18 protein-coding genes are annotated in these 22797 nt (G+C 56.7%); 4 read left to right on the top strand and 14 right to left on the bottom strand.

What is annotated here, in order from left to right; all coding sequences use genetic code 11:
- Positions 1–152: 152 nt before the first annotated feature.
- The 3 genes from J4E00_RS30250 to J4E00_RS10205 form a co-directional block, all read right to left on the bottom strand.
- Positions 153–1013 (bottom strand): hypothetical protein, encoded by an 861-nt coding sequence (locus J4E00_RS30250; protein WP_410779752.1) that lies wholly within the window; start codon positions 1011–1013, stop codon positions 153–155.
- Positions 1014–1230: 217 nt separating this feature from the next.
- Positions 1231–1524 (bottom strand): hypothetical protein, encoded by a 294-nt coding sequence (locus J4E00_RS10210; protein ID WP_317196609.1) that lies wholly within the window; start codon positions 1522–1524, stop codon positions 1231–1233.
- 367 nt (positions 1525–1891) lie between these two features.
- Positions 1892–3091: a proline dehydrogenase family protein gene (locus J4E00_RS10205; RefSeq protein WP_208175051.1), complete on the bottom strand. Its 1200-nt coding sequence runs from the start codon at positions 3089–3091 to the stop codon at positions 1892–1894.
- A 146-nt stretch (positions 3092–3237) separates the two neighbouring features.
- On the opposite strand from J4E00_RS10205, the gene J4E00_RS10200 reads away from it, so the two are divergent.
- Positions 3238–4365: a chorismate mutase gene (locus tag J4E00_RS10200; RefSeq protein WP_208175050.1), complete on the top strand. Its 1128-nt coding sequence runs from the start codon at positions 3238–3240 to the stop codon at positions 4363–4365.
- Between the two features lie 27 nt (positions 4366–4392).
- Here the strand turns inward: J4E00_RS10200 and J4E00_RS10195 are convergent, their stop codons facing one another.
- Positions 4393–4557 carry a hypothetical protein gene (locus tag J4E00_RS10195; RefSeq protein WP_208175049.1) on the bottom strand — a complete coding sequence of 55 codons (165 nt, stop codon included), beginning with the start codon at positions 4555–4557 and terminating at the stop codon, positions 4393–4395.
- Positions 4558–4931: 374 nt separating this feature from the next.
- Between J4E00_RS10195 and aroB the strand changes: the two genes are divergently transcribed.
- Together aroB and J4E00_RS10185 are read left to right on the top strand one after the other, a co-directional pair.
- Entirely contained in the window at positions 4932–5978 is a 1047-nt protein-coding gene (gene aroB, locus J4E00_RS10190; RefSeq protein ID WP_208175048.1) for a 3-dehydroquinate synthase, read from the top strand.
- Positions 5979–6053: 75 nt separating this feature from the next.
- The gene (locus J4E00_RS10185; RefSeq protein WP_208175047.1) at positions 6054–7298 is read left to right on the top strand and encodes a 3-phosphoshikimate 1-carboxyvinyltransferase; all 1245 of its coding nucleotides are present in this window, start codon (positions 6054–6056) and stop codon (positions 7296–7298) included.
- On the opposite strand, the gene J4E00_RS10180 is transcribed toward J4E00_RS10185, so the two are convergent.
- From J4E00_RS10180 to J4E00_RS10135, 10 genes are all read right to left on the bottom strand, one after another.
- Positions 7282–8103: an ABC transporter substrate-binding protein gene (locus J4E00_RS10180; protein ID WP_236049695.1), complete on the bottom strand. Its 822-nt coding sequence runs from the start codon at positions 8101–8103 to the stop codon at positions 7282–7284. The genes J4E00_RS10185 and J4E00_RS10180 overlap by 17 nt on opposite strands.
- Positions 8104–8249: 146 nt before the next feature.
- Positions 8250–9320, bottom strand: a complete 1071-nt coding sequence (locus tag J4E00_RS10175) for a M42 family metallopeptidase (protein WP_208175046.1) — start codon at positions 9318–9320, stop codon at positions 8250–8252.
- Positions 9321–9338: 18 nt separating this feature from the next.
- Positions 9339–9620, bottom strand: a complete 282-nt coding sequence (locus J4E00_RS10170; RefSeq protein WP_208175045.1) for a hypothetical protein — start codon at positions 9618–9620, stop codon at positions 9339–9341.
- A gap of 10 nt (positions 9621–9630) precedes the next feature.
- The gene (locus J4E00_RS10165) at positions 9631–11199 is read right to left on the bottom strand and encodes an acyl-CoA carboxylase subunit beta (protein WP_208175044.1); all 1569 of its coding nucleotides are present in this window, start codon (positions 11197–11199) and stop codon (positions 9631–9633) included.
- A gap of 163 nt (positions 11200–11362) precedes the next feature.
- Positions 11363–11788 (bottom strand): hypothetical protein, encoded by a 426-nt coding sequence (locus J4E00_RS10160; protein WP_208175043.1) that lies wholly within the window; start codon positions 11786–11788, stop codon positions 11363–11365.
- Positions 11789–11885: 97 nt separating this feature from the next.
- Positions 11886–14501: an ATP-dependent Clp protease ATP-binding subunit gene (locus J4E00_RS10155; protein WP_208175042.1), complete on the bottom strand. Its 2616-nt coding sequence runs from the start codon at positions 14499–14501 to the stop codon at positions 11886–11888.
- 197 nt (positions 14502–14698) lie between these two features.
- On the bottom strand, positions 14699–15376 hold the full coding sequence (locus tag J4E00_RS10150) for a WbqC family protein (RefSeq protein ID WP_208175041.1): 678 nt from the start codon (positions 15374–15376) through the stop codon (positions 14699–14701).
- Positions 15377–15453: 77 nt separating this feature from the next.
- Entirely contained in the window at positions 15454–16632 is a 1179-nt protein-coding gene (locus J4E00_RS10145; protein ID WP_208175040.1) for an efflux RND transporter periplasmic adaptor subunit, read from the bottom strand.
- Between the two features lie 91 nt (positions 16633–16723).
- Positions 16724–21193, bottom strand: a complete 4470-nt coding sequence (locus tag J4E00_RS10140; RefSeq protein ID WP_208175039.1) for a CusA/CzcA family heavy metal efflux RND transporter — start codon at positions 21191–21193, stop codon at positions 16724–16726.
- Between the two features lie 150 nt (positions 21194–21343).
- Positions 21344–21760 carry a hypothetical protein gene (locus J4E00_RS10135; protein WP_208175038.1) on the bottom strand — a complete coding sequence of 139 codons (417 nt, stop codon included), beginning with the start codon at positions 21758–21760 and terminating at the stop codon, positions 21344–21346.
- Positions 21761–21926: 166 nt separating this feature from the next.
- Here J4E00_RS10135 and J4E00_RS10130 point away from each other — a divergent pair, with 166 nt between their 5' ends.
- Complete coding sequence (locus tag J4E00_RS10130) at positions 21927–22796, top strand: hypothetical protein (protein WP_208175037.1); 870 nt, start codon at positions 21927–21929, stop codon at positions 22794–22796.
- The last annotated feature ends 1 nt before the right edge of the window (position 22797 follow it).

The raw sequence follows: 22797 nt of genomic DNA, 5'->3' as shown, positions 1-22797 counted from the left end.
GCCACTGGGGGTAAAATAAGTGCCCAATTTCACCCCGCTCAGCTACTTCAATAAAACAGACCAGCCGACTAGGAGTTGGGTTGCAAAAAAAGAGCCTTTCCCGACTGGGAAAGGCTCTTTGAAACTATGCAGGCCGAGGCCTGAAGGTCAGACTAGTACTTATAAATCTTGTCGCCGTTGTTGCGACGGAACTCGTCTTCAAAGTATTTGGCGTCTTCTTCGTTGCGGGGCTTCACACCCATTACGATGCCACCATTCTTGATGCCGCTTTCGTACTCAGCAGCATGCTCTTCGGGAATACCCGAGCCTACCAGAGCGCCTACCAGGCCACCGGTGAGGCCACCAGCACCAGCACCGGCCAGTGCGGCTGCCAACGGGCCAGCAATAATCAGGCCCAGACCGGGCAGTGCTACCGAAGTACCGATAGCAGCAATGGCACCAATGACAGCGCCAGCCGTGCCACCAATGGCCGAGCCTACGCCTGCGCCTTCCATGGCTTTATCGCCGAGGTCGGTATGGGCGGTTTCATCACCGAAATGAGTTTTGCGGGTTTCGTCCGACATGAGTAGGTTCACATCGTCCTTGCCATATCCACGCGAATGCAGCGACTGATAGGCCTTCTCGGCGCTGCTACGGTCGCGGAACATGCCGGTCATCGTGCTGCCATCGCGGTAGGGCTCGCCAGTTACAGCATGGGCTGCGCTGTCAGCAGTGTTTTGCACACCATCGATGGCGCGGCCTACGACGGCACCAGCCGTGCCTGCTACTGCGGCACCTTTTGCAGTGGCGCTGAAGTCATCGCCGTCAACATTATTGGTAGGGTTAGCTGCTGAAGCACCCGAAGCCGAATTAACACCCGTGCCCGACGTAGAGCCAGTACCGGCATTGTAGCTCGTGCCTTCATTGCTGAGGCCAGTGCTGTTGCCGAGGCCGGTGCCAGTAGTGCTAGTGCCATAATTAGCGCCAGCGCCGGTACCAGAATTTTGCGGGTTGTTCGAATCGTTGGTATTCATGGGAATGGAGTTGAAATGTGAAAAAGAAATCAGCGTTTCCAGCCGATATGTGTCCCTTAACGGGGCCTATTCAGCAGGGGTTACGCCAAGCCCAAATTCTATTTCACCGTGTTAGAATACTATTGAAACGCAATATAAACAGCCTTAGACGCCGTAAAGCCGTGTTGCACACTTGCAACACGGCTTTACGGTTGGGTTTAATGTATAAAATTGTAAATCAGGCGAATTGCTGGAAATTAGCCTCGTCGCGCCAAAAGGCGCGGCATTCGCTGATGAGGTTTTTCAGGAATTCCTCGTCCTGCTTTAGGCTACGCCATTCGCCCATGCCCATTTTCTCGCAGAGCTTGTAAAAATTGTCACCTTGCCCTTTTGAGCCTTGCACCTTTACAAGCGCACTGAGAGGTGGCCGGCCAGCTTCGAATTCCGCTGTTGAAATCTCGGCGAGCATTTCATTGAGGCGAGATTTTTCGTGAGAAATTTCCAGGTTGAGTCCCAACTCAGCTTCCTGCACTAGCGTGAGGTAGCTTACGGTTCCGGTTTGTAGCCGGGAGTAGCGAATTAAGTACGTGCGAATACGACCAATCATGGCAGGGTTACAAGTGAATAAAAACCGTTTTGGGGGCTGAAAATTAGTGATTTTTAATTGCGAAATCCTACATGTCGGAAACGTTTACACTACTAATTTTTGGCCCAGCGGCTTCTACCATACCACAATCGTTCCTAAATTCTACGAAGCCCTTTTTTAGTGCCAAAAAATGGGCTTTGGGCACCTTTCCAGGCTATATAATTTCGGTGCCGATTGTACAGAATTATTGCCATTTATATCCACAGATTCTCTTCAGAATTCCTTGTTTAGAAAAGACAGACTTTCTTCAGAATTAATGGCTTTTACGGCGCTGAATTTCTTTTTGAATAAGAAGGAATTCACGACTGCTCTGACCCGCAATTGCTGTATTCTCATCGGCCCGGCGTAACAAATAAGGCATTACCGCAGCTACCGGGCCATAGGGTAGGTATTTGGCGGTGTTATATCCGGCATTGGCCAAGTTGTAAGTCAAGTTATCACTCATGCCATAGAGCTGTGCAAACCACATGCGCGGGTCGTTGGGTGTGAGACCGGCTTCCTGCATCAGCTGGGTGAGGAGGAGTGAGCTGGCCTCGTTGTGAGTTCCGGCGCAGATGCTGATGCGGTCGACGTGCTGCACGCAGTAGCGTAGCGTTTCGTCATACAACTCGTCGGTGGCCTGCTTGGTGGGATTGATGGGGTTTTGGTAGCCACGCTGCTTTGCTACGCGGGCTTCCTTTTCCATATAAGCACCGCGTACCAACTTGGCCCCAATATAGTAGCCGGCTTCAGCAGCAGTATCGTGAGCGGCTTTGAGGGCATCGAGGCGGTCGTGACGGTAGAGCTGGTAGGTGTTCCAGACAATGGCTTTCTGGCGGTTGTATTTGGCCATCATGTCGTAGGCCAGCAGGTCAATGGTGTGCTGAAACCAGCTTTCCTCCGCATCAATAAACAGACGGACGCCGTGTTGGTGAGCGCGGGCGCAAATGGCTTCTACCCGGGCTATAGCGCGAGTGTGGGCAGCTTCTTCGGTAGCGGTGAGTAGCTGGCCGGCCTGAATCTTCTCCAGAATGGCTACATCGGCCACGCCGGTTACCTTAAAAACCGAGAAAGGAATGTGCTTGGAGCGGTGAGCTTCCTCAATGGTGGCCAGAATTTCGTCGCGGGTATGGTCGTAGCTCTTATCGCTGCCTTCTCCTTCTACCGAGTAGTCGAGGATGGTGCCGATGTTGTATTTGCCCAGCTCGGCTGTGACCAAGCGGCATTCCGCAATGGTTTCACCACCGCAGAATTGCTCAAAAATACTGTGCTTGATGAGAAACTTGGTGCCGGGCAGGTGCCATTTCAGGGCCGATTTCATCAGGCCGCTGCCGACTTTTACCAGGCTGCCGTTGTTCATGGCGGCAAACAGGGCATAAACTTTACGCAGCTGCGCATCGGATTTGGAAGCGAAGGCTACGCGGGTGTCTTCGAACGAAATGGGTGGGGCTTGAACGAGAGGGACGGAGGGCATGGCAAAGACTCTTTGGTGGGAAGCTGGACCGTACGCGACGGACCGGCGAAGGTAATCGGTAAACAACGTTTCGAGGAAACGAGTTACGTTTGTCCTACTTTCTGGTCGTTTGGCCGAGAAAATTCCCAGTCTTGTTCGTCCGCGTGATGCCTGCTACCCCTAATACGTTCTTTACCCGCCTTTTGGCTCAGAAAGGACAACCTATTCTCATTGCCGGACCCTGCTCGGCCGAAACCGAAGAGCAGGTGATGACTACGGCCCACGGGTTGAAGGCGCTGGGAAAAATTGACTTGTTTCGGGCCGGCATCTGGAAGCCGCGCACCCGGCCGGGCTCGTTTGAAGGCATGGGCACCGTGGCTTTGCCCTGGTTGCAGCGCGTGAAGGCCGAAACGGGTATTCCGACGGCCATTGAGGTTGCCACGCCCCGCCACGTAGAAGAGGCCTTGGCCCACGGCATCGACGTGCTTTGGATAGGTGCCCGCACCACCGTAAATCCTTTTGCCGTGCAGGAGCTGGCCGACGCACTGGCCGGCACCGGCGTGCCCGTGATGGTAAAAAACCCGGTCAACCCTGATGTGGCCCTGTGGGCCGGTGCGCTGGAGCGCATGGAACGGGCCGGGATTACGGATTTAATGGCCATTCACCGGGGCTTTAGCACGTTTGCGCCCAGCCGCTACCGCAATGCGCCGACCTGGATTCTGCCTATTGAGCTGAAAACGCGTTTCCCACACATCCCGCTGATTTGTGACCCCAGCCACATTGGCGGGCGCCGTGATTTGCTGCTGCCAATTTCCCAAAAGGCTTTGGATTTGGACTACGATGGCCTCATTATCGAAACCCATCCCGACCCGGACCACGCCCTGAGCGATGCTGAGCAGCAGGTGACACCCCAGCGCCTGGGCGAAATCCTGAACGAGCTGAAATACCGCTACCGCTCTTCTAACAACGCCGACTACCTTAACAAAGCTGAGGAGCTTCGCTTGAAAATGGACGTGGCCGACCGCGAAATCGTGGAGGCGCTGGCCCGCCGCATGGCGCTGGTAGAAGAGCTAGCCGAATACAAAAAGGAAAACAACGTGAAAATCCTGCAATTCGACCGCTGGCAGGAAATATTCAATACCCGTACCGACTGGGCCTCTAAGCTGAATGTAAACGACAAGTTTGTGGCCGAACTCTACAAGCTCATTCACCTGGAGAGCATCCGCAAACAAACCGAAGTCCTGAACGGCCGACCCCAGGTGGATGGCGTGACGCACTTAGGCCCAGGTTTGTAGAGCATAATAGCGTAGGCTAAGCCAGACTTAGGGCAGGCGCTGATACGTATCAACGGGTGCATCGCAGGGGCCGCCGTAGTCGAGTACAAGCGTGGTGTCGGTGAGCGTAACGGCCGCTTCCCGCTGACTGGCCGAGCCGGTGAAGCGGAGTCCCGCCGCTGGACTACTGGCTCCACAAAAAGACGTTACCAATGTATTGGAATAAGTACCACTATTTACAGGTTGCCCATTGCTATAAAAGGTAAAGCCGCTGGTTGTGAACGTGATGACTTCATTTGGCAAAGGGCCTGGCATGCAATAGCACTGCCGATTGGTGAGCTGCCACGAGCCCACGAGGCCAGAATCAGCCTTTGGCTCCTGTTCTTTTTTGCAGCCACTAAGCCAGGCGGCCCCTATTAGTAATGCGGAAAAAACTGTGGTTCGGGTCATTGGGAAATGAGGAGAAACGTGAAAGGAATTATAGCCGCCTAGTAAAAAAGGATTGAATGCAGTCTTGACCACCGACCCCTTGCAATGGTTGCGCCGGGTGTGCGCATGCCACAACTTTTTGTGCCGACTTTTGCCCTATGGATAATTCCGTCATTATTGGCCCCGAGGCCCTGCCTGCGCTGGGCGAACTATTGCATCGCCCGGCAGTGAGCCGCGTTTTCGTATTGGTCGACGGCAATACGGCCCGCCAGTGCCTCCCGCTGCTGGAGAAGCAACTGCCTGCTGACTATAAGCTCATTGAAATTCCGGCTGGCGAAGAATATAAAACCCTGGCTAGCTGTGATGTATTGTGGGGAGAGCTAACTGAGCAGCGCGCCGACCGCCACGCCGTGCTGGTAAACCTGGGCGGCGGCGTAGTGACGGATTTGGGCGGCTTTGCGGCAGCCTTGTATAAGCGTGGCATTCGCTTCGTGCAGGTGCCTACCACATTGCTTGCGCAGGTAGATGCCAGTGTGGGCGGCAAAACCGGCGTCGACTTTCAGGGCTATAAAAACCAGTTGGGCGTATTTCAGGAGCCGGCGGGCGTGTTCATTGAGCCCAGATTCCTGCAAACCCTGGACCCGCGTCAGGTCAAATCCGGTTATGCGGAAGTCATCAAGCACTGGCTCATTGCTGATGCCGACGCCTTCAACACCAACCGCCGCCTGGGCTGGCTGACCGATGACTGGACGCCCATCATCCGTGCCTCGGTGGCGCTCAAGCAGCGCATTGTGGCCGAGGACCCGCTCGAAAGTGGCCCGCGCAAGCTGCTCAATTTTGGTCACACTGTGGGCCATGCCTTGGAAAGCTACCTGCTGACGCAGCCCAGCCGTGAAATTCTGCACGGTGAAGCCGTAGCTGCTGGCTTGGTTTGCGAAAGCTGGATTTCGGTGCAGCACGGCTTGCTTACCGCTGAAGAGCTGGATAAAATCGAAACCTTCGTGTTTTCGGTGTTTGATAAAATTCCATTCGTCAGCCTCGAAACCGAAGCCATTGCGGAATTCGCGCTGCAAGACAAAAAGAATACGGGTACAACAATTAACTGCACGTTGCTCCAAGGCATCGGTACCGGCGTATTTGACCAGCCCGTGACCCTGGCGGAAATTGCCGAGTCGTTGCGCTATTATCATCGCCTGCAAGCGTAGCGCAAGCTCTCACCTGCTCCCGTCAGAATATTCTGAACCCTCAAAAGCGCAAGCAGAAGCCTGCGCTGCTATTCTATGTACCTCACTTGGACTGGCGGCCCGCTAAGCGGCATCGCCCAACTCCCAGCTTCCAAAAGCGAAGCCAATCGTGCCCTCATTCTGCAAGCCTTGGCTGGCGGCGGTACGCTCGATAACCTCTCCGATGCGAATGACACGCAGCTCATGCAGCGTCTGCTGGCCATTGCGCCCAATGCTACGGAGCTTAGCGCCGAAGACGCCGGCACCGTTATGCGCTTCCTCACGGCCTATCTCAGTGTGACGAACTGGCGCGGCCGTCTCACGGGCACTGCCCGCATGCAGGAGCGCCCCATTGCCGTGCTCGTTGATGCCCTACAGCAAGCCGGGGCCAGCATTTCCTACTTAACTAACAAAGGCTATCCGCCGCTGGAAATTGGTGGTTTCACTAGCACCAAAACCACTGGCGCGCTCACTGAGTTGGCCGTGCGCGGCGATATCAGCAGCCAGTACATTTCGGCCTTGCTGATGGTGGGGCCGTACCTGCCCGGCGGCCTGCGCCTCACCCTGACCGGCCACGTCGGCTCACGGCCTTACATCAATATGACTGTGGCCTTGATGCAGCTTTTCGGCGCTAATTGTGTTGCCGAAGGCGACATGCTTACTGTCCAGGCCGGCACCTATTCGCCGACCAACTACACCATTGAATCGGACTGGTCGGCCGCCAGCTACTGGTACTCGCTGGTAGCGATGGGGCCGGCCGGCTCTGAAATTATGCTGCCTCGCCTGCGCCGAAAGTCTTTGCAGGGCGACCAGGCCATTGCGGAAATAATGACGCATTTCGGCGTAGAAACTTCCTTCTTGCCCAATGCCGTGCATTTGAAACAACAGCCACTTGCGCCGCAGAGTGAAATACAGACGCTGGATTTCACCGATTGCCCCGACCTCGCCCAAACTGTAGCCGTAGTAGCCGCTGCCCTCGCGCGTCCTGTTGACATGACGGGTCTGGAAAGCCTGCGCATCAAGGAGACCGACCGCATCGCGGCTTTGCAAACCGAGCTGGCCAAATTTGGCGGCGACTTGCGGGAAGTAGCAGCAGGCCGCTTCCGGGCCGAGTCAACGGATTTCGCGGTAGATAATCAGACTGTCGCTACTTACCACGACCACCGTATGGCCATGGCTTTCGCACCGCTGGCCATGCGCGGCCCGCTCAACATTGAGGCCCCCACGGTAGTGAGAAAGTCGTATCCGCAATTCTGGAAAGAATTAACAAAAAGCGGTTTCGTAATTAGCGAAGCTGACTAAAATAAGCCGCTGATTTCCGGAGCCGGCTGCCATACCAGCTAAATAATTCGCCATCCACTATTTCGACTTGAGCATCGGGACAAATAGCCTGAAATTCGGCAATATGCTTGTTGCCAAATGGGTAAGGCTCGGAAGACAGCAGGATGCGGTGCGGTGCGGCAGCCGCTAGTTGTTCGGCCGTTATTTCCGGGTACCGAGTTTGCAAGGCAAAGGCATTGGTGAAGCCAATCCGGCATAGCATGTCATCGATGAATGTGCCTTGAGCAGCAACCATGTATGGCTTGCGCCAAATAAAATAAGCAACTGTAACAGGTGCTGCCTTGTCTTGCGTAGGTATTAGCGTTGAAAAAGAAGCATCGATTTCGGCTGCTAAACCTTCTGCCTTTTCTTTCGCGCCTGCAATAAATCCGACCCGGCGAATCATATCCAGGGCGTCTGGCAGATTGTTAATGTCGCTCAGCCAAACGGGGAATTTAGTAGCTAATTGCTCAATCCCGGTTTGATAGTTTTCCTCTTTATTTCCGATAATTAAATCCGGTTTGAGAGCAGCTATTTTCTCGAAATCGAAATTCTTCGTGCCGCCAATTATGGTGGCATGCATACGTGCTTCGGCAGGATGAATGCAAAACTTAGTGACGCCAATTACCTTCTTGCCCAATCCCAAATCAAATAGCAGTTCCGTTTGAGATGGCACCAGCGACACAATACGTTGGGGCGGAAACGGTGTCTCCACGCGCCGCCCCATTTGGTCAGTTACATTGAGGGGAAGTCTGAGCCACAGATTTTGCGGATTGGTCGGATTCATCGGATTTTGTAGAAGACTGGATGGCGTGAATTAAGCAGTCAGGTCAGGTTAAAAAAGCGTTAAAGAAAAAGCCCGCAAGCGCGGGCTTTTTAATGTAAATCGTTCACTAAATCCGATTGATTCAACCAATTCGCAAAATCTGTGGCTCAAACAAAGTAGCGAAAATCCTGACCATTCTCAATGCGCAGCAGGGTTTCGTAAATCAACTTGGTTACACTTTCCACATCGTCTTTATGCACCGTTTCTACGGTGGTATGCATGTATTTCAGCGGTAGCGAAATCAGCGCCGAGGCCACACCCGAACCGGAGTAGGCAAATGCATCCGTATCCGTGCCAGTGGCGCGGGTAGCGGCAGCTCGCTGGAATGGAATATCGGCTTGTTTGGCCGTTTCGATGATGAGGTCGCGCAGATTGTTTTGCACGGCCGGACCATAGGTAATTACCGGGCCTTTGCCGCAGCTGATGTCCCCAGCCGTCTTTTTCTCATACATCGGCGACTGGCTGTCGTGCGTTACATCGGTGATAATTGCCACGTCGGGATTGATGCGGTGTGCCACCATTTCGGCACCGCGCAAGCCTATTTCCTCCTGCACTGCATTCACAATGTAGAGGCCAAAGGGCAGGGTTTTATTGTTCTCCTTCAACATGCGGGCCACTTCGGCCACCATGAAGCCACCCACCCGATTGTCGAGTGCCCGGCCTACGTAGAACTTGTCATTGAGCACCGTGAATTCATCCTCAAACGTGACCACACTGCCCACGTGAATGCCCATCTCGGCCACTTCGTCGGCGCTGCTGGCGCCGCAGTCCAGAAAAATGGTTTCGATGGTTGGGGCCTTGTCCTGTTCCACCTTGCGCACGTGAATGGCGGGCCATCCAAAAATGCCTTTCACAATTCCTTTTTCGCCAAAGATATTTACCCGTTTGCTGGGTGCTACCAAGGCATCAGAGCCGCCGTTCCGGCGCAGGTACAAGTAGCCTTCTTTGGTAATGTAATTCACGAAATAGGAAATCTCATCGGCGTGTGCTTCGATGACGACTTTGTATTTCGCTTCGGGATTAATTACCCCAACCACTGTGCCGTAAGTATCCACGAAATACTCGTCGATATACGGCTTGATGTATTCCAACCACAGTTTTTGGCCTTCTTTTTCGAAGCCGGTAGGGGAAGGATTGTTGAGGTAGTTTTGGAGGAAGGTGAACGATTCAGGGCGCATACGCGAGAGAAAAAATAATTAAATCGATTTGCTGGCCAGTGTACGAAATCCAAGCCCGAGCAATGCACAAATGCCACCGCCTATCAACCAGTAGCGACTGGCCTTGTGCGGATTAGTGCCAATATCGGGGTTGCTATCGGCCAGTGAGTGCCAATCGCCGCTCAGTAGTGAGCCGAGTGTAATTAGCACCAACAGCGCAGCCAAAAGCCACCGGCCCGCCTTAAACCGCAACAGCAGGCCCACTCCCAAGGCAAAGGCACCTATGCCCAGTAGAATATTGCCGTTGGCCTGCCAGTTCATGTGGTTGAGCTTATAGCGGAATGTTACCGTGCTTCTTACGTGGCATGGTATCCACTTTGTTTTCGAGCATCTTAAATGCCCGAATCAATTTCTGACGCGTTTGCGAGGGCAGAATAACTTCATCTACAAACCCGCGGTGAGCAGCACGGTAGGGGGTAGCGAATTTTTCCTGGTATTCGTCCACCTTTTCCTGGAGCTTGGCTTCGGGGTTCTCGGCTTGGGCAATTTCGCGCTTGAAGATGATTTCGGCCGCGCCTTTGGCACCCATTACCGCGATTTCGGCCGTGGGCCAGGCGTAGTTCATATCGGCCCCAATGTGCTTGGAGTTCATCACGTCGTACGCGCCGCCGTAGGCTTTGCGGGTAATCACGGTGATGCGCGGCACGGTGGCTTCGCAGAAAGCATAGAGTAGCTTGGCGCCGTTGGTAATGATGCCGCGCCACTCCTGGTCGGTGCCGGGCAGGAAGCCAGGCACATCTTCCAGCACCAGCAGCGGGATATTGAACGAGTCGCAGAAGCGCACAAAGCGAGCAGCTTTGGTGCTGGCATTGATGTCGAGCACTCCTGCCAGTACAGCGGGCTGGTTGCCCACAATGCCGATGCTACGACCGGCCAAGCGGGCAAAGCCGACGACAATATTCTCCGCGAAATTCTGGTGTACCTCCATGAACGAGCCCTCGTCGATGATACCTTCCACCACCTCGCGCATATCGTAAGGCTGGTTGGCATTTTCGGGAATCAGCTTGTCAAGTACCGGGCGGCTTTCATCGCCATTGGCCTCGTAGGGCTGGCGTGGTGCCGTTTCTTCGCAGTTCTGCGGCATGTAGCTCAGCAGCTGCTTGATGTGGTTGATGGCCACCACCTCATTCGCGCAGCTAAAGTGCGTAACGCCGCTCTTGGCCGAATGCGTGCTGGCCCCGCCAAGCTCCTCGCTGGTCACATTTTCGTGGGTCACAGTTTTCACCACGTTGGGGCCGGTCACGAACATGTAGCTCGTATGCTCCACCATCAGAATAAAATCCGTAATGGCTGGCGAATAGACTGCGCCGCCTGCACACGGTCCCATAATGGCCGATAGCTGCGGGACCACGCCCGAAGCCAGCGTATTCTTATAGAAGATGTCGGCATAGCCGCCGAGGCTCACTACACCTTCTTGGATGCGGGCCCCACCGGAGTCGTTCAGGCCAATGACGGGCGCGCCATTCTTCATAGCGAGGTCCATGATTTTGACGATTTTCTCGGCGTGGGTTTCGCTCAGCGAGCCGCCAAAAACCGTGAAGTCTTGCGAGAAGACATAGACTAAGCGGCCATGCACTGTGCCGTAGCCCGTTATCACGCCATCGCCGAGGTAATGTTCCTTGTCCAGACCAAAGTCCTTAGAGCGGTGCATTACAAACTTGCCAATTTCCTCAAATGAGCCTTCGTCCATCAGCAAGTCGACCCGTTCGCGGGCGGTGAGCTTGCCTTTTTTGTGTTGGGCATCGATGCGAGCTTGGCCGCCGCCAAGGAGGGCTTCTTCGTTTTTGCGGGCCAGCAGTTCAGTTTTGGAAAGGTGGGCGTGGGCGTGTGGGTCGGGCATGGGTAAGGGTTAGCGCGCGGGTGGGAATGATGCGCGGGAATGAGTAGTTCAAAGGTAGGTTATCGGTAGATTATGAGCCGACACCCTTTTGTCGGGCAGTGGTTTCGGGACGTCGAGCGGTAGCTCACCATCTGTGAAAATGTGCGCCTACGCCAGTCATCAATTAATTCCGCTGCACATCGGCAACTACTATTTTGCCCGTCGCAGCATCGACCTCGGCAAAAGTGCGAGTCCCAACCACTACAAAAAGCGTTTTAGGGCTGAGGGTCACTTTCCGAATCTTGTGCTGTCCGACGATGGTAGGGCAAGCCTCTACCACGTTGGCTTTCCAAACCAGGCGGTTGCCTTGGTAAGCCGAAAGCGACTTGTCATCGGTCGAAACCAAATAAACTTTACCATCCGATAGCGCTTTCATACCGCGTATCGTGGCCGAAGGCTGGAAGGCGGGATTACCGGTTCCGGCCTCGGGCTGGAGTGTAACAAGACTCGCATTATAGGGCAGCTCGGGCTTCTGATGTTGCGCCAGCGCGATACCAGGGAGGAAGAGGAATAAGCTGACTCTTAGAATCTTCGTGATTTGCTTGCTCATTGCTTAAGGTGTAGGTGAGAACAGGGTATACCACCAAGATATAAAAAACGGCTGGCTCCCTTGCGGAAACCAGCCGTTTCTAGTTGCTGCGAGCAGCTTACTTCTTTGTATCAGCGTCGGGTGCTTCCGGCTTGTCGGCCGGGCGCTCGTCGCTGGCAAGGTTCTGGGCCTCGCCGCTCTTGCTTACGGCAAAGGTCAGTTCCTCAGCACCTTCAGCATAGTCTGCGGTGATGACGTCACCGTGTACTACCTGGGCTTTGAGAATCTCCTCAGCAATCGGGTCTTCGATGTATTTCTGGATAGCACGGTTCAGCGGACGGGCACCGTATTTCGGGTCGTAGCCTTTGTCAGCCACGAAATCCTTAGCAGCTTCCGTCAACTCAACACGGTAGCCCAAGGCCTGCACCCGCGAGAGGAGCTTGCTGAGGCTGATGTCGATGATGCGGTGAATGTCCTTTTTCTCGAGCGAGTTGAAGACAATAACATCATCCAAGCGGTTCAGGAACTCGGGCGAGAAGGTCTTCTTCAGGGCATTGGTGATGGTGCCTTTAGTCAACTCGTCCATGTTCTCCTGACGGGCCTTGGTGCCAAAGCCGATGCCGGCGCCGAAGTCCTGAAGGTCACGTGCCCCAATGTTCGAGGTCATGATGATGATGGTGTTTCGGAAGTCCACCTTGCGGCCGAGGCCGTCGGTTAGGATGCCGTCGTCCAGCACTTGCAGAAGTAGGTTATACACGTCTGGGTGCGCTTTCTCAATCTCGTCGAGCAGGATAACCGAGTACGGTTTGCGGCGGATTTTCTCCGTCAACTGGCCGCCTTCTTCGTAGCCTACGTAGCCGGGAGGCGCGCCTACCAAGCGCGATACGCTGAATTTCTCCATGTACTCCGACATGTCGACACGCACCAGCGCATCTTCTTTATCGAAGAGATAAGTGGCAAGCACCTTAGCCAGCTCTGTTTTACCCACACCCGTCGGGCCGAGGAATACGAACGAGCCGATGGGCTTCTTGGGGTCTTTTAAGCCAACGCGAGTACGCTGTATGGCTTTCACCAACTGTTTGATGGCTTTGTCTTGGCCAATTACTTTGCCTTGCAACTCCTCGTTCATGTTGAGGAGTTTCTGGCTTTCGTTCTGGGCCACACGCGAAACAGGGATGCCGGTCATCATGGCAATAACCTCGGCCACGTTCTCCTCTTTAACCGTGTAGCGCTTCTTCTTGGTTTCCTCTTCCCACGACTTTTTAGCCGTGTCGAGCTGGTCCAGCAGTTTCTTCTCGGTGTCGCGGAGCTTAGCGGCTTCCTCGTATTTCTGCGATTTCACCACGCGGTTTTTCTCGCCTTTGATGTTCTCAATCTGCTCTTCGAGCGTGAGAATATCCTCGGGCACCACAATGTTGTTGATATGCACCCGGGCACCAGCTTCATCAAGAATGTCGATGGCCTTGTCTGGCAGGAAACGGTCGCTCATATAGCGGTCCGACAGCATCACGCACTGCTCAATGGCCTTATCGGTGTACACCACGTGGTGGTGGTCCTGATACTTGTCCTTGATGTTGTGCAGGATTTCGATGGTTTCCTCGGGGGTGGTGGGGTCCACCATCACCATCTGGAAACGACGGGCCAAAGCACCATCTTTCTCGATGTACTGACGGTACTCATCCAGCGTGGTGGCGCCGATGCATTGAATCTCGCCGCGGGCCAAGGCCGGCTTGAACATGTTGGAAGCATCCAACGAGCCAGAAGCACCGCCGGCGCCAACAATGGTGTGCAACTCGTCAATGAACAGAATCACGTCGGGCGACTTCTCCAGCTCGTTCATCACGGCCTTCATGCGCTCTTCAAACTGGCCGCGGTACTTGGTACCTGCCACCAGCGAAGCCAAATCGAGGGTCACAACGCGCTTGTTGAAGAGCACACGGCTTACTTTCTTCTGGATGATGCGCAGGGCGAGGCCTTCGGCGATGGCCGTTTTACCCACGCCCGGCTCACCAATGAGGATGGGGTTATTCTTTTTGCGGCGGCTCAGGATTTGGGCCACGCGCTCAATTTCTTTTTCCCGACCTACGATAGGGTCTAGTTTATCGTCTTCGGCCAACTTAGTGAGGTCGCGGCCGAAGTTGTCGAGCACCGGGGTGCGCGATTTTTCGCCGGGCTTCTTGGCAGCACCAGCACCAGCAGCGCCACCACGGCCACCACCGGGGCCGGAAGCGCCAAAGAGGCGGTCGTTATCGTCGTCGTCCGTATCGGGCGTGCGGTTTTGCGGAGCCGCGCCGGCGTTACCGTGGTAATCCAGCGAGTCGCGCACAGTTTCGTAGTTCACGTTGAATTTGCTGAGAATTTGGGAAGAAATGTTGTCCTCATCCCGCAGGATGGACAACAGCAGGTGTTCGGTGCCGATGATTTCGGACTTGAAAATTTTGGCCTCCAAGTAGGTTATTTTCAACACCTTCTCGGTCTGCTTGGTGAGCGGAATCGAGCCGGTGATGCTGGTGCCCTGGGTAGCGGTGTTGCGGGTGGCCTGCTCCAGCGAAAACTTCAGCTCGTCGATGCTCACGCCCAGCTTGCGCAATAGGCCGAGGGCAGTGCCTTCGGCTTCGCGAATCATGCCAAGCAGTAAGTGTTCGGTGCCGATGTAATCGTGGCCGAGACGGATGGCCTCCTCCCGACTGAGGGAAATAACCTCTTTGACGCGGTTTGAGAATTTAGCTTCCATGCCAATAAACGTAGTGAAAAATCTAATAAGCCCCGCGTCGGGCGAGTAACACGAATGACGGGTTGGGCCGAGGTGACTTGAAAACAAGCCGGTTCGGGCGAAGGTTCGGACAGCCTGTGGTAAGCTTGCGCTGGCCGCAGGAGAAAACAAGCGGGAAGAATTACTCCTAAATACGTTGGCCGGCAAGCTAAAGCTTACTACACAATAAAAAAACTGCCGGCCGCCGGTCCCTGCGAAAACAGCAGGTCCAGCACACTTAGGCCGGGCTCAAAACCTGGGCCAAACACCTGCGGATAGGGCCGCACGAGGGCGGAGGCTGCCGGAGTGTCAGGTTCGGGGGTTTTTACGCTGGCTTTGGGTGTCAGCCAGTCGCGCCGGTCGGCGATGCTGGGCTGGGTAGAAAGAAGACCAGTATTATCGGCAGAAGGTTGCGCAGGGTAGTAGGCGTGGTATTTGGTGGTAAGCTGCACTGGCAGCGTGAGCCGGAAACACTTCAGCAATAAACGTAAAAACTGCTGGTTTAGGTCAAAAAGCAATGCTGGTTTACTTACGTAGATATCATGCAGGTAGTCGGCATAGTACTCGAAATACGGGCTATTACCGTAGGCCGTTTGCAGGGTACGCCAGTGCCGGTGAATCCAGTTCTGCCGGTAGTCGATTTCAATTGCCGAAATGCTGACCTTTTCGGCCCGGTTGCCATCGATAACCGGCACCGTGAGCGGCTGCACGCCCTGCGCGGTGCGAATGAGGCAGCGGTTGCGATAGGTTTGCTTGCGGTAGTGCTCGTGGGCTTCCAGCAACAGGCCATCGGCGTGCATAAGGGTTGCAAATAAGGCGGCGGGCGGGTGGTAGTGGAGCTCGGAGAGAATAATCATCAGTGGGTTAGGGCAGGGATATTGGTTAACAAAAGAACGTCATGCAGCGCGTAGCGAGGCATAACGTTCTGTGCGTCCTAATCATCACCGCCTTGACCTTTGTTGCGTTCAGCGTCCAGAAAGTAGGCCCCTTTGACAACCAAATGGGTGGTGTCGGATAGTTTATCCAGCAGCCGCACGGCTACTTGGCCTTGGTCAGTGGCGCCGGGACGGAGGCTGAAACGGCGGAAAGTGCTGCCGCTTTCATCCGTTTTAATCTGGTAATAGCCGTAGCTGACTTCGCCGCCGGGCACGAGGGCATCTTCGGGCAGGGTGCGCTGGGGCGTGCGGCCGGTGAGGATGCGGGCACTGACGTATTGGCCGGGTAGGAGGGCGGCAGTGGCAGCCGCATCGGGGCCGGTGTCGTGCAGATGGGCGTGGACGGGGACGGTGCGGCCGTCGTCATCAAATGATTTGCCGACCAGAAACACCGTGGCGGGCAGCGGCTGGGCATCGGCACCCTGGGCGGGCACCCGGAACAGAATATCCTGGCCAATTTTTATTTTGGCAATGTCGCGCTCAAATACTTTTAGCTCCAGGTGCAGGTCGGAGCGGTCCACGAGTTCAATCAGGACATCCTGCGGGCTCACAAACTGGCCGGGGTTAGCCAGTACTGCCTTCACGTAGCCGCTGATGGGGGCAGTGAGTGGCACATTTGGCTTGATGTGCGTAGCGCTAAGCGACTCCGGTCTCAGACCAATGAGGCGGAGCTGGGCGGCGAGGCTGCCAGCCGCGGCCTGCTCGGTGCGCAACTCGGAAGTGGCTTGCTGAAGCTTACGGCGGGCTCCCACGTCCTCGTCGTTGAGGATTTGCTGGCGGCTGGTTTCCTGCTTTAGAAACACGATGCGCGCCTGGCTTTGCAGGTAGTCCTGTTGCAGCTTGAGGTATTCGGGGCTGCGCAGGGTAGCCAGGACGGTGCCTCGCGTCACGTATTGGCCGGGTAGTATCGGCAGGCGCTCCACGTAGCCGCCCATAATGGCCGTGACGGACACGCGGTGGCTGGGAGGCACGTCTATCTGGCCCGTGGCCTGCACTTCGGTGCCCAGGTCGCGCCGGGTGAAAGTGCCCAGCTCGATGCCGGCAGCTTGCAACTGGGCTTTACTGAGCAAAACTTCATTGGGCGCGCGGGGCGGTGGGGTGGCGGGCTTTTCGGCGGTGGATGTTTCAGCTTCTTTACCGCAGGCAATGAGGAATAAGAGGAAGGGGAAATATTTCATCGGAATTTCTATTGACAGGCTTGCACAGCGTTAAAGGAGCCTTCGATGTTTTGCGGAACTCATATAAATCAGTGAGCTATGTGCAAAAAGATTAATCGTTGCCAGTTAGGGATTTGACATTGGCAGCCAACTCGTTGTATTGGCGGAGCTGCTCCAGATAGGCCTCCTGGATTTGCCAGGCAGGCTGGGTGTTCACCACGTATTCCACGTACTCGATATCTCCGGAGCGAAAGCTTTTCTCCGCGGTATTGAGGATGAGGCGGGCTTGCGGAAGGGCGTAGGTTTCGTAGTAAAGAAGGGAGGCCTGGGCGCGAGCCAACTGCTGGCGGAAGGTACTGAGCTGGGTGCTGAATTGGGTGTTGGCGTAAGCTAGCTGGACTTGAGCGGCTTCCTCACCCAACTTGGCAGCGGCAATACGGCCACGTTGCACGCCCCCCAACAGCGGCACCGCAATGCCAGCCTGCGCCACCTGGAAACTCTTTTCTTGATTGATGCTTTGATTGAAATAGCCAGCGCGGAGGTCGGGCAGGCGGCGCAGCTTCTCAACTTTGGTTTGCTGCTGGCTGAGGGTTAGCTGTTGCTGGTAAAGGGCCAGCGTGGGGTTAGTGGCGGGCGTGAGGGTGGCTGTATCGGCGGGCAGCAGAGTGGCGCGCGGGCTAGCGGTGGTGTCGATGCTGGCCAGGCTGGACTGGCCAAGAAGCAGAGCCAGCTGGCGGCGCTGTACCACTAAATCGGAACGCAGGGTAGCAAGGCGGTTTTGCAGCTCGTGGGCGCGGGCTTCGGCCGAGACTTGTTCCAGGCGGTTGGTTTCGCCTACCTGGTAGCGGATGCGAGCGGCGCGGGCGGCCCGCTGGTAGAGGCTGTCCTGGCGGCGCAACAGGGCCTGCAGGCGGTAGGTCACCAGCAGGCCATAGTAGCTGGAGCGGATGCTACGGGCTAGCTCGCGGCGCTGAGCACTGGTCCGGATACTGGCACCTTCGGCGGCGGTTTGGAGCACCTTGCGCTGAGCGGCATACAAGGTGGGAAAGGCCGACTGCTGCAAGATATTGAACGTTTGGTCGTTGAGCCGGCCCTGAATTTGGCCGTATTGGTAGTCGATGGTCAGACGGGGCAGGTCGTAGCCGGTGCGGGATAAGGCAGCTTGCTGCTGCGCTTGTAGCGTGGCGGCTTGAATGAGCGGGCTTTGAGCCAAGCCGGTGGTGAGGGCCTGCGAGATGCTGAGCGGGGCATCGGTCGGGGCTTTGGTTTGGGAGCGGGCGGCAACCGGAACCAGCGCCGCCAGTGCAAACAGTACCACTGCTGACGTTCCGGCCGCACCTACGCCCGTACTGTTAGGATAATCCGGACTTTTCGCATCCGGCTTATTGGGGTCAGTTTTAGGCTTACGGCCGGTTTCTTCCGCGACTTTGGCTTCGTGAGCTGCTTCGGCGGCTTCCAGCGGACTGGGCTCGTCGTCCTTCACAAAGAAGGTGTAGAGCACTGGCAGTACCACCAGCGTGAGCAGCGTGGCCGTTATCAGCCCGCCAATGACGACAGTAGCCAAGGGCTTTTGCACCTCCGCGCCGGCCGAGTTGGATAAGGCCATTGGCAAAAAGCCCAGCGAGGCTACCGAAGCCGTGAGCAGTACCGGCCGAAACCGCTCCTCAGTAGCCCGTAGCACCCGCTCACGGATTTTTGTGAGGCCTGCTGTGGCCAACTCATTGAGGCTGGCCACCAATACAATACCATTCAAAACGGCCACACCAAACAGTGCGATGAAGCCCACGCCGGCCGAAATGCTGAACGGCATCCCGCGTAGCGCCAGTGCCAGCACACCGCCAATGGCTGCCAGCGGAATACCCGTAAAAATCAGCAATGCTTCCTTCACTGAGCGAAAGGCCAGGAACAACAGCATGAAAATGAGCACCAGCGACACCGGCACAGCCACCGCCAACCGCTCTTTCGCATGGTTAAGGTTCTCGAACTGGCCGCCGTAGACGATGCTGTAGCCAGGCGGTAGGCGCAGGCTCGTTTTCAGCTTGGCCTGGATTTCCTGCACGAGGCTTTGCACGTCGCGGCCGCGTACATTCACGCCGATGTTGACGCGGCGGCGGGCGTCGTCGCGCGAGATTTGGGCGGGGGCGGGGTGCAGGGCCACAGTAGCTACCTCGGCCAGGGGAATCTGGCCGCCATCGGGCAGCGACACAAGGAGTTGGTTGAGGTCGTCGGGGCCACGGCGATGCAGAGAATCAAGGCGCAGCACGAGGTCGAAGCGGCGCTCACCTTCGTACACCTGGCCGGTGGTTTGGCCCGCAAAAGCGGTTTGCAGCAGGGTGTTGAGGTCCGAAACCCGCAGGCCGTACTGGGCCAGTCGGGCGCGGTCGTAGCGCACACGCAGCTGCGGCAAGCCAATTATTTGCTCCACTTTGAGGTCGCCCACGCCAGTCAGCGGGCGGATAAGGGCGGCCGCTTCGTCGGCTTTGGCTTTGAGCAGGTCGAGGTCGTCGCCATAAATCTTGACCGAAATGTCCGACTTCACGCCGGAAATCAGCTCGTTAAATCGCATCTGGATGGGCTGCTGAAACTCTAGGTTGACGCCGGGCACACCGGCCAGGGCCTTCTGCATCTTGTCGGCCAGCTCCTCACGGGTGTGGGCGCTGGTCCAGTCGGCACGGTCTTTTAGGATAATCATCTGGTCGCTGTCTTCCAGCGACATGGGGTCGGTGGGGATTTCCGAGGTGCCGATTTTGCCCACCACTTGCAGCACTTCCGGAAACTGGCTTTTCAGAAGGCGCTGAATCCGGGATGTCAGCAGCACGCTTTCATCCAGCGACGACCCCGGCGACAAGGTCACATTCACGGCAAAATCACCTTCGTCAAGCTGCGGAATAAACTCGCCGCCCAAGCGCGAAAACACGAAGCCACCCAGCGCCAGCAGTGCTACGGCCCCGCCCAGTACCGGCCAACGCGCCCCCAGCGCTGCCCGAATAATGGGGACGTACAAGCGATGCAAAAAGCCCACAATGCGGTCGGCCAGGTTGGGCTTCTCGCTGATATTTTTTTTCAAAGCCCAGGCCGTGACAGCCGGCACGTAGGTGAGGCACAGAAGCATAGCGCCCATGATGGCGAAACTCACAGTGAGGGCCATGGGCCGGAACATCTTGCCCTCCACGCCGGTGAGCGAGAGGATGGGCAAATACACAATCAGGATGATGAGCTGGCCAAACAGGGCCGAGCGCATGAGCCGCGCGGTCACGTCCTGAGTGATGTCGTCCATGGTTTCGTGGGCGGCCTTGGCGCGCTCGTGTAGCAGGTGGGCGATGACGGCCTCCACGATAATCACAGCCCCGTCCACGATGAGGCCAAAGTCCAACGCCCCGAGGCTCATAAGGTTAGCCGATACACCAAAGGTGTTCATCAAGCCCAGCGCAAAGAACATGCACAGCGGAATCATGCCCGCCACCACCAGCCCGGCCCGCAGGTTGCCGAGCAGTAGCAGCAACACCGCAATCACGATAATACCACCTTCTACCAGGTTTTTGACCACGGTATGAATGGCCTTGTCCACCAGCTTGGTACGGTCAAGAAAGGGCTCTATTTCCAGGCCTTCGGGCAGCGTTTGCTGAATTTCGGCCACTCGGGCCTTCACGTTTTTAATGGTGGCTTCCGAGCTAGCCCCTTTCAGCATGAGCACTACGCCGCCCACGGTTTCGCCTTGGCCGTCGCGGTTCATGGCACCGTAGCGCACGGCGTGGCCAAAGCGCACAGTTGCGAGGTCGCGCACGAGCAGCGGCGCGCCACCCCGGCCGGGCGTGCCCACCGGTTTCACCACGATGTTGCCGATGTCGGCCAGCGAGGTGGCCCGGCCCTCGCCCCGAATGAAAAATGCTCGCGGCCCACGCTCCAGGTAGCTGCCGCCAGCATTACCATTGTTGGCTTGCAGGGCCCCGTAAAGCTCGGCCATGCTCACGCCCGCGCCCGCCAGCCGCGCCGGGTCCACGCTCACTTCGTACTGCCGCACGTAGCCGCCGAAGCTGCTCACGTCCACTACGCCGTTTACGCCGGCCAAGCGGCGCTTCACCAGCCAGTCCTGAATTTCGCGCAGCTGGGACAGGCCGTACGTTTTCTCATAGCCGGGCTGAGCTTTGAGGGTATACTGATAAATCTCCCCCAGACCTGTGGTGATGGGCGCCATACCCGGTGCGCCCAGGTTCTGGCCAAGGTCGGCCTCAGCCGTTTTGAGCTTTTCGGCCACCAGCTGGCGGGTGTGGTAGGTATCCACGTCTTCCTCAAAAACCACCGTAATCACCGAAAGGCCGAATCGGGAAATCGAGCGAATTTCCGTGACGCCGGGGATGGTACGCAGTTCCAGCTCCAGTGGCACAGTGATGAGCTGCTCGACCTCCTGTGCGGCCAGCGCCGGGCTTTGGGTAATGACTTGGACCTGGTTATTGGTAACATCCGGAATGGCGTCGAGCGGCAGGTTCGCGGCCGAAAAAATGCCCCAGGCAATGAGGCCCGCCAGCATCAGGCCCACCAGTAGCTTGTTGCGAATGCTGAAATTAATAATCGCCGAAATCATGCGAAACGGTGCAATGCGACCCGGCCCGAACGCGGCAAATCAGCCGGCCCGAGAGGCGCTAACAATCCAATAAGAGAGGGAAGAGGGGCCGGAAATCGGAGCCAGGACCAAGTCTGGTGCGGGCACACTGCGTCCGGAGGCGCGGGGAGGCTACGCTCGGGGCGGTTGGGCCAGCGAGGTGCTAAAAATAAAGGCGTAGCGTGGCGCCGCCGCCACCCGATAAGCCCGCACCAGGACCTGAACCGGCCGCTCTACAAACACCAACCGCGTCACAGGCGCTACCACAAAGCTTAGCGTGATGCAGCCATGATGGCAGCGTAAGGGGAGGTTGTGATGGTCCTGCTGGTGCCGCTGCGAGAGGCTGTAGCCATCGTAATGCTTGGTGCCCGCGCCGTAGTGCTCCACCATAAACTGGCCGAACGTGAGCCCGCCACCAGCCGATGAGTGGTGAAACTGGTAGTGCTTCGCCAGTTCCGGCAGCTTGGCCAGTTCGCCGAGGTCGTTGTCGGGCACGAGGCTGCCCAGCAGCATCAGCAAACCCAGAACGAAGGCGATGGTGGCACGCATAGCGGGACGAGAACGGTGCGGCACGGTAAATGTTTACCGTAGCTGGCCACAAAAATAGTGTGTTAGTAAAGAAGGGTCGTCATGCTTCGCCTGCGCTCAGTATGACGACCTGTTATCAACCGGGGCTTTCCCAACGCCAGCCCTCCACCCGCCGTACTTTTGTCCCATGCGCTACCTGCTCACCATCCTCATTGCCCTTGCCACGCTGGCTGCCCAAGCCGGCCCACCCCAGATTCTGCTTGATGTAGCCCGTTTTCGCAACCTGAATAAGGTGGAGAAAGGCGCGGAGGTAGAAATCTATGTCACCGTGCCCACGCAGCCGCTCACCTACCGGCAGCGGGCACCGAAATCCTTCCAGTCGTCGGCCGTGGTGACGCTCGATATTCTGAAAGCTGATGGCACCTCCGCCTACCACGAAGTCGTGACTCTGAAGCCGCCGGTGCTCACCGACACCACCATTGCCATCAAAAATCCGCTGAGCTTCCTGAAAAGAGTCATGCTGCCCGATGGCAAATACACCCTGCGCGGCACCGTGAAAGACCAGTACCGCAGCGCCAACGGCGAAACGACCCTCGAAAAGCCGCTGGTGCTCGAAGCGCCGACCGGCCCGTTCATGACAGATATCGTGTTGCTTTCGCGCCCGGCCGTGAAAGGTGGGAGCGACGATAACTTCAGCCGAGGCGGCTACCGTCTCACCCGCGCCCCAAGTGGTAGCTACGGCCGAGGCGCCGATAACGTATTCTTCTATACCGAGCTGCACAATGCGCCCGTGGGGCAGGAGCTGCGCGTGCATTATCACCTCACCACCCCCGACGGCTCGGCTGCCGATGCCGATGCGGCCCTGACGCCCCAGGCCGGCCGGCCGACCCCCGTAGTGGGCCAATTGCCCATGGGCCCGCTGCCCGATGGCCCGTTCACGCTGTTTATTGAAGTGTACGGCGGGCCCGGCAACAAGAAGCTGCTGACCGGCCACCGCGCCATCGGCCAGCACAGCACAGCTGAATTTGCCCCCGGCGCGGCTGCTGCCCCTCACTAAA

The sequence above is a fragment of the Hymenobacter negativus genome (assembly GCF_017571495.1).
GTDB classification, from domain to species: domain Bacteria; phylum Bacteroidota; class Bacteroidia; order Cytophagales; family Hymenobacteraceae; genus Hymenobacter; species Hymenobacter negativus.
The sequence above is the reverse complement of the archived record's forward strand: the minus strand, read 5'-3'. Positions and strand labels throughout refer to the sequence as shown.

What these genes read in the sequence shown, in the direction of transcription:
- J4E00_RS30250 (WP_410779752.1), bottom strand. Translation starts at nt 1,013, where the DNA reads ATGAATACCAACGATTCGAACAACCCGCAAAATTCTGGTACCGGCGCT.
- J4E00_RS10205 (WP_208175051.1), bottom strand. Translation starts at nt 3,091, where the DNA reads ATGCCCTCCGTCCCTCTCGTTCAAGCCCCACCCATTTCGTTCGAAGAC.
- J4E00_RS10200 (WP_208175050.1), top strand. Translation starts at nt 3,238, where the DNA reads ATGCCTGCTACCCCTAATACGTTCTTTACCCGCCTTTTGGCTCAGAAA.
- aroB (WP_208175048.1), top strand. Translation starts at nt 4,932, where the DNA reads ATGGATAATTCCGTCATTATTGGCCCCGAGGCCCTGCCTGCGCTGGGC.
- J4E00_RS10185 (WP_208175047.1), top strand. Translation starts at nt 6,054, where the DNA reads ATGTACCTCACTTGGACTGGCGGCCCGCTAAGCGGCATCGCCCAACTC.
- J4E00_RS10180 (WP_236049695.1), bottom strand. Translation starts at nt 8,103, where the DNA reads ATGAATCCGACCAATCCGCAAAATCTGTGGCTCAGACTTCCCCTCAAT.
- J4E00_RS10175 (WP_208175046.1), bottom strand. Translation starts at nt 9,320, where the DNA reads ATGCGCCCTGAATCGTTCACCTTCCTCCAAAACTACCTCAACAATCCT.
- J4E00_RS10170 (WP_208175045.1), bottom strand. Translation starts at nt 9,620, where the DNA reads ATGAACTGGCAGGCCAACGGCAATATTCTACTGGGCATAGGTGCCTTT.
- J4E00_RS10165 (WP_208175044.1), bottom strand. Translation starts at nt 11,199, where the DNA reads ATGCCCGACCCACACGCCCACGCCCACCTTTCCAAAACTGAACTGCTG.
- J4E00_RS10160 (WP_208175043.1), bottom strand. Translation starts at nt 11,788, where the DNA reads ATGAGCAAGCAAATCACGAAGATTCTAAGAGTCAGCTTATTCCTCTTC.
- J4E00_RS10155 (WP_208175042.1), bottom strand. Translation starts at nt 14,501, where the DNA reads ATGGAAGCTAAATTCTCAAACCGCGTCAAAGAGGTTATTTCCCTCAGT.
- J4E00_RS10150 (WP_208175041.1), bottom strand. Translation starts at nt 15,376, where the DNA reads ATGATTATTCTCTCCGAGCTCCACTACCACCCGCCCGCCGCCTTATTT.
- J4E00_RS10145 (WP_208175040.1), bottom strand. Translation starts at nt 16,632, where the DNA reads ATGAAATATTTCCCCTTCCTCTTATTCCTCATTGCCTGCGGTAAAGAA.
- J4E00_RS10140 (WP_208175039.1), bottom strand. Translation starts at nt 21,193, where the DNA reads ATGATTTCGGCGATTATTAATTTCAGCATTCGCAACAAGCTACTGGTG.
- J4E00_RS10135 (WP_208175038.1), bottom strand. Translation starts at nt 21,760, where the DNA reads ATGCGTGCCACCATCGCCTTCGTTCTGGGTTTGCTGATGCTGCTGGGC.
- J4E00_RS10130 (WP_208175037.1), top strand. Translation starts at nt 21,927, where the DNA reads ATGCGCTACCTGCTCACCATCCTCATTGCCCTTGCCACGCTGGCTGCC.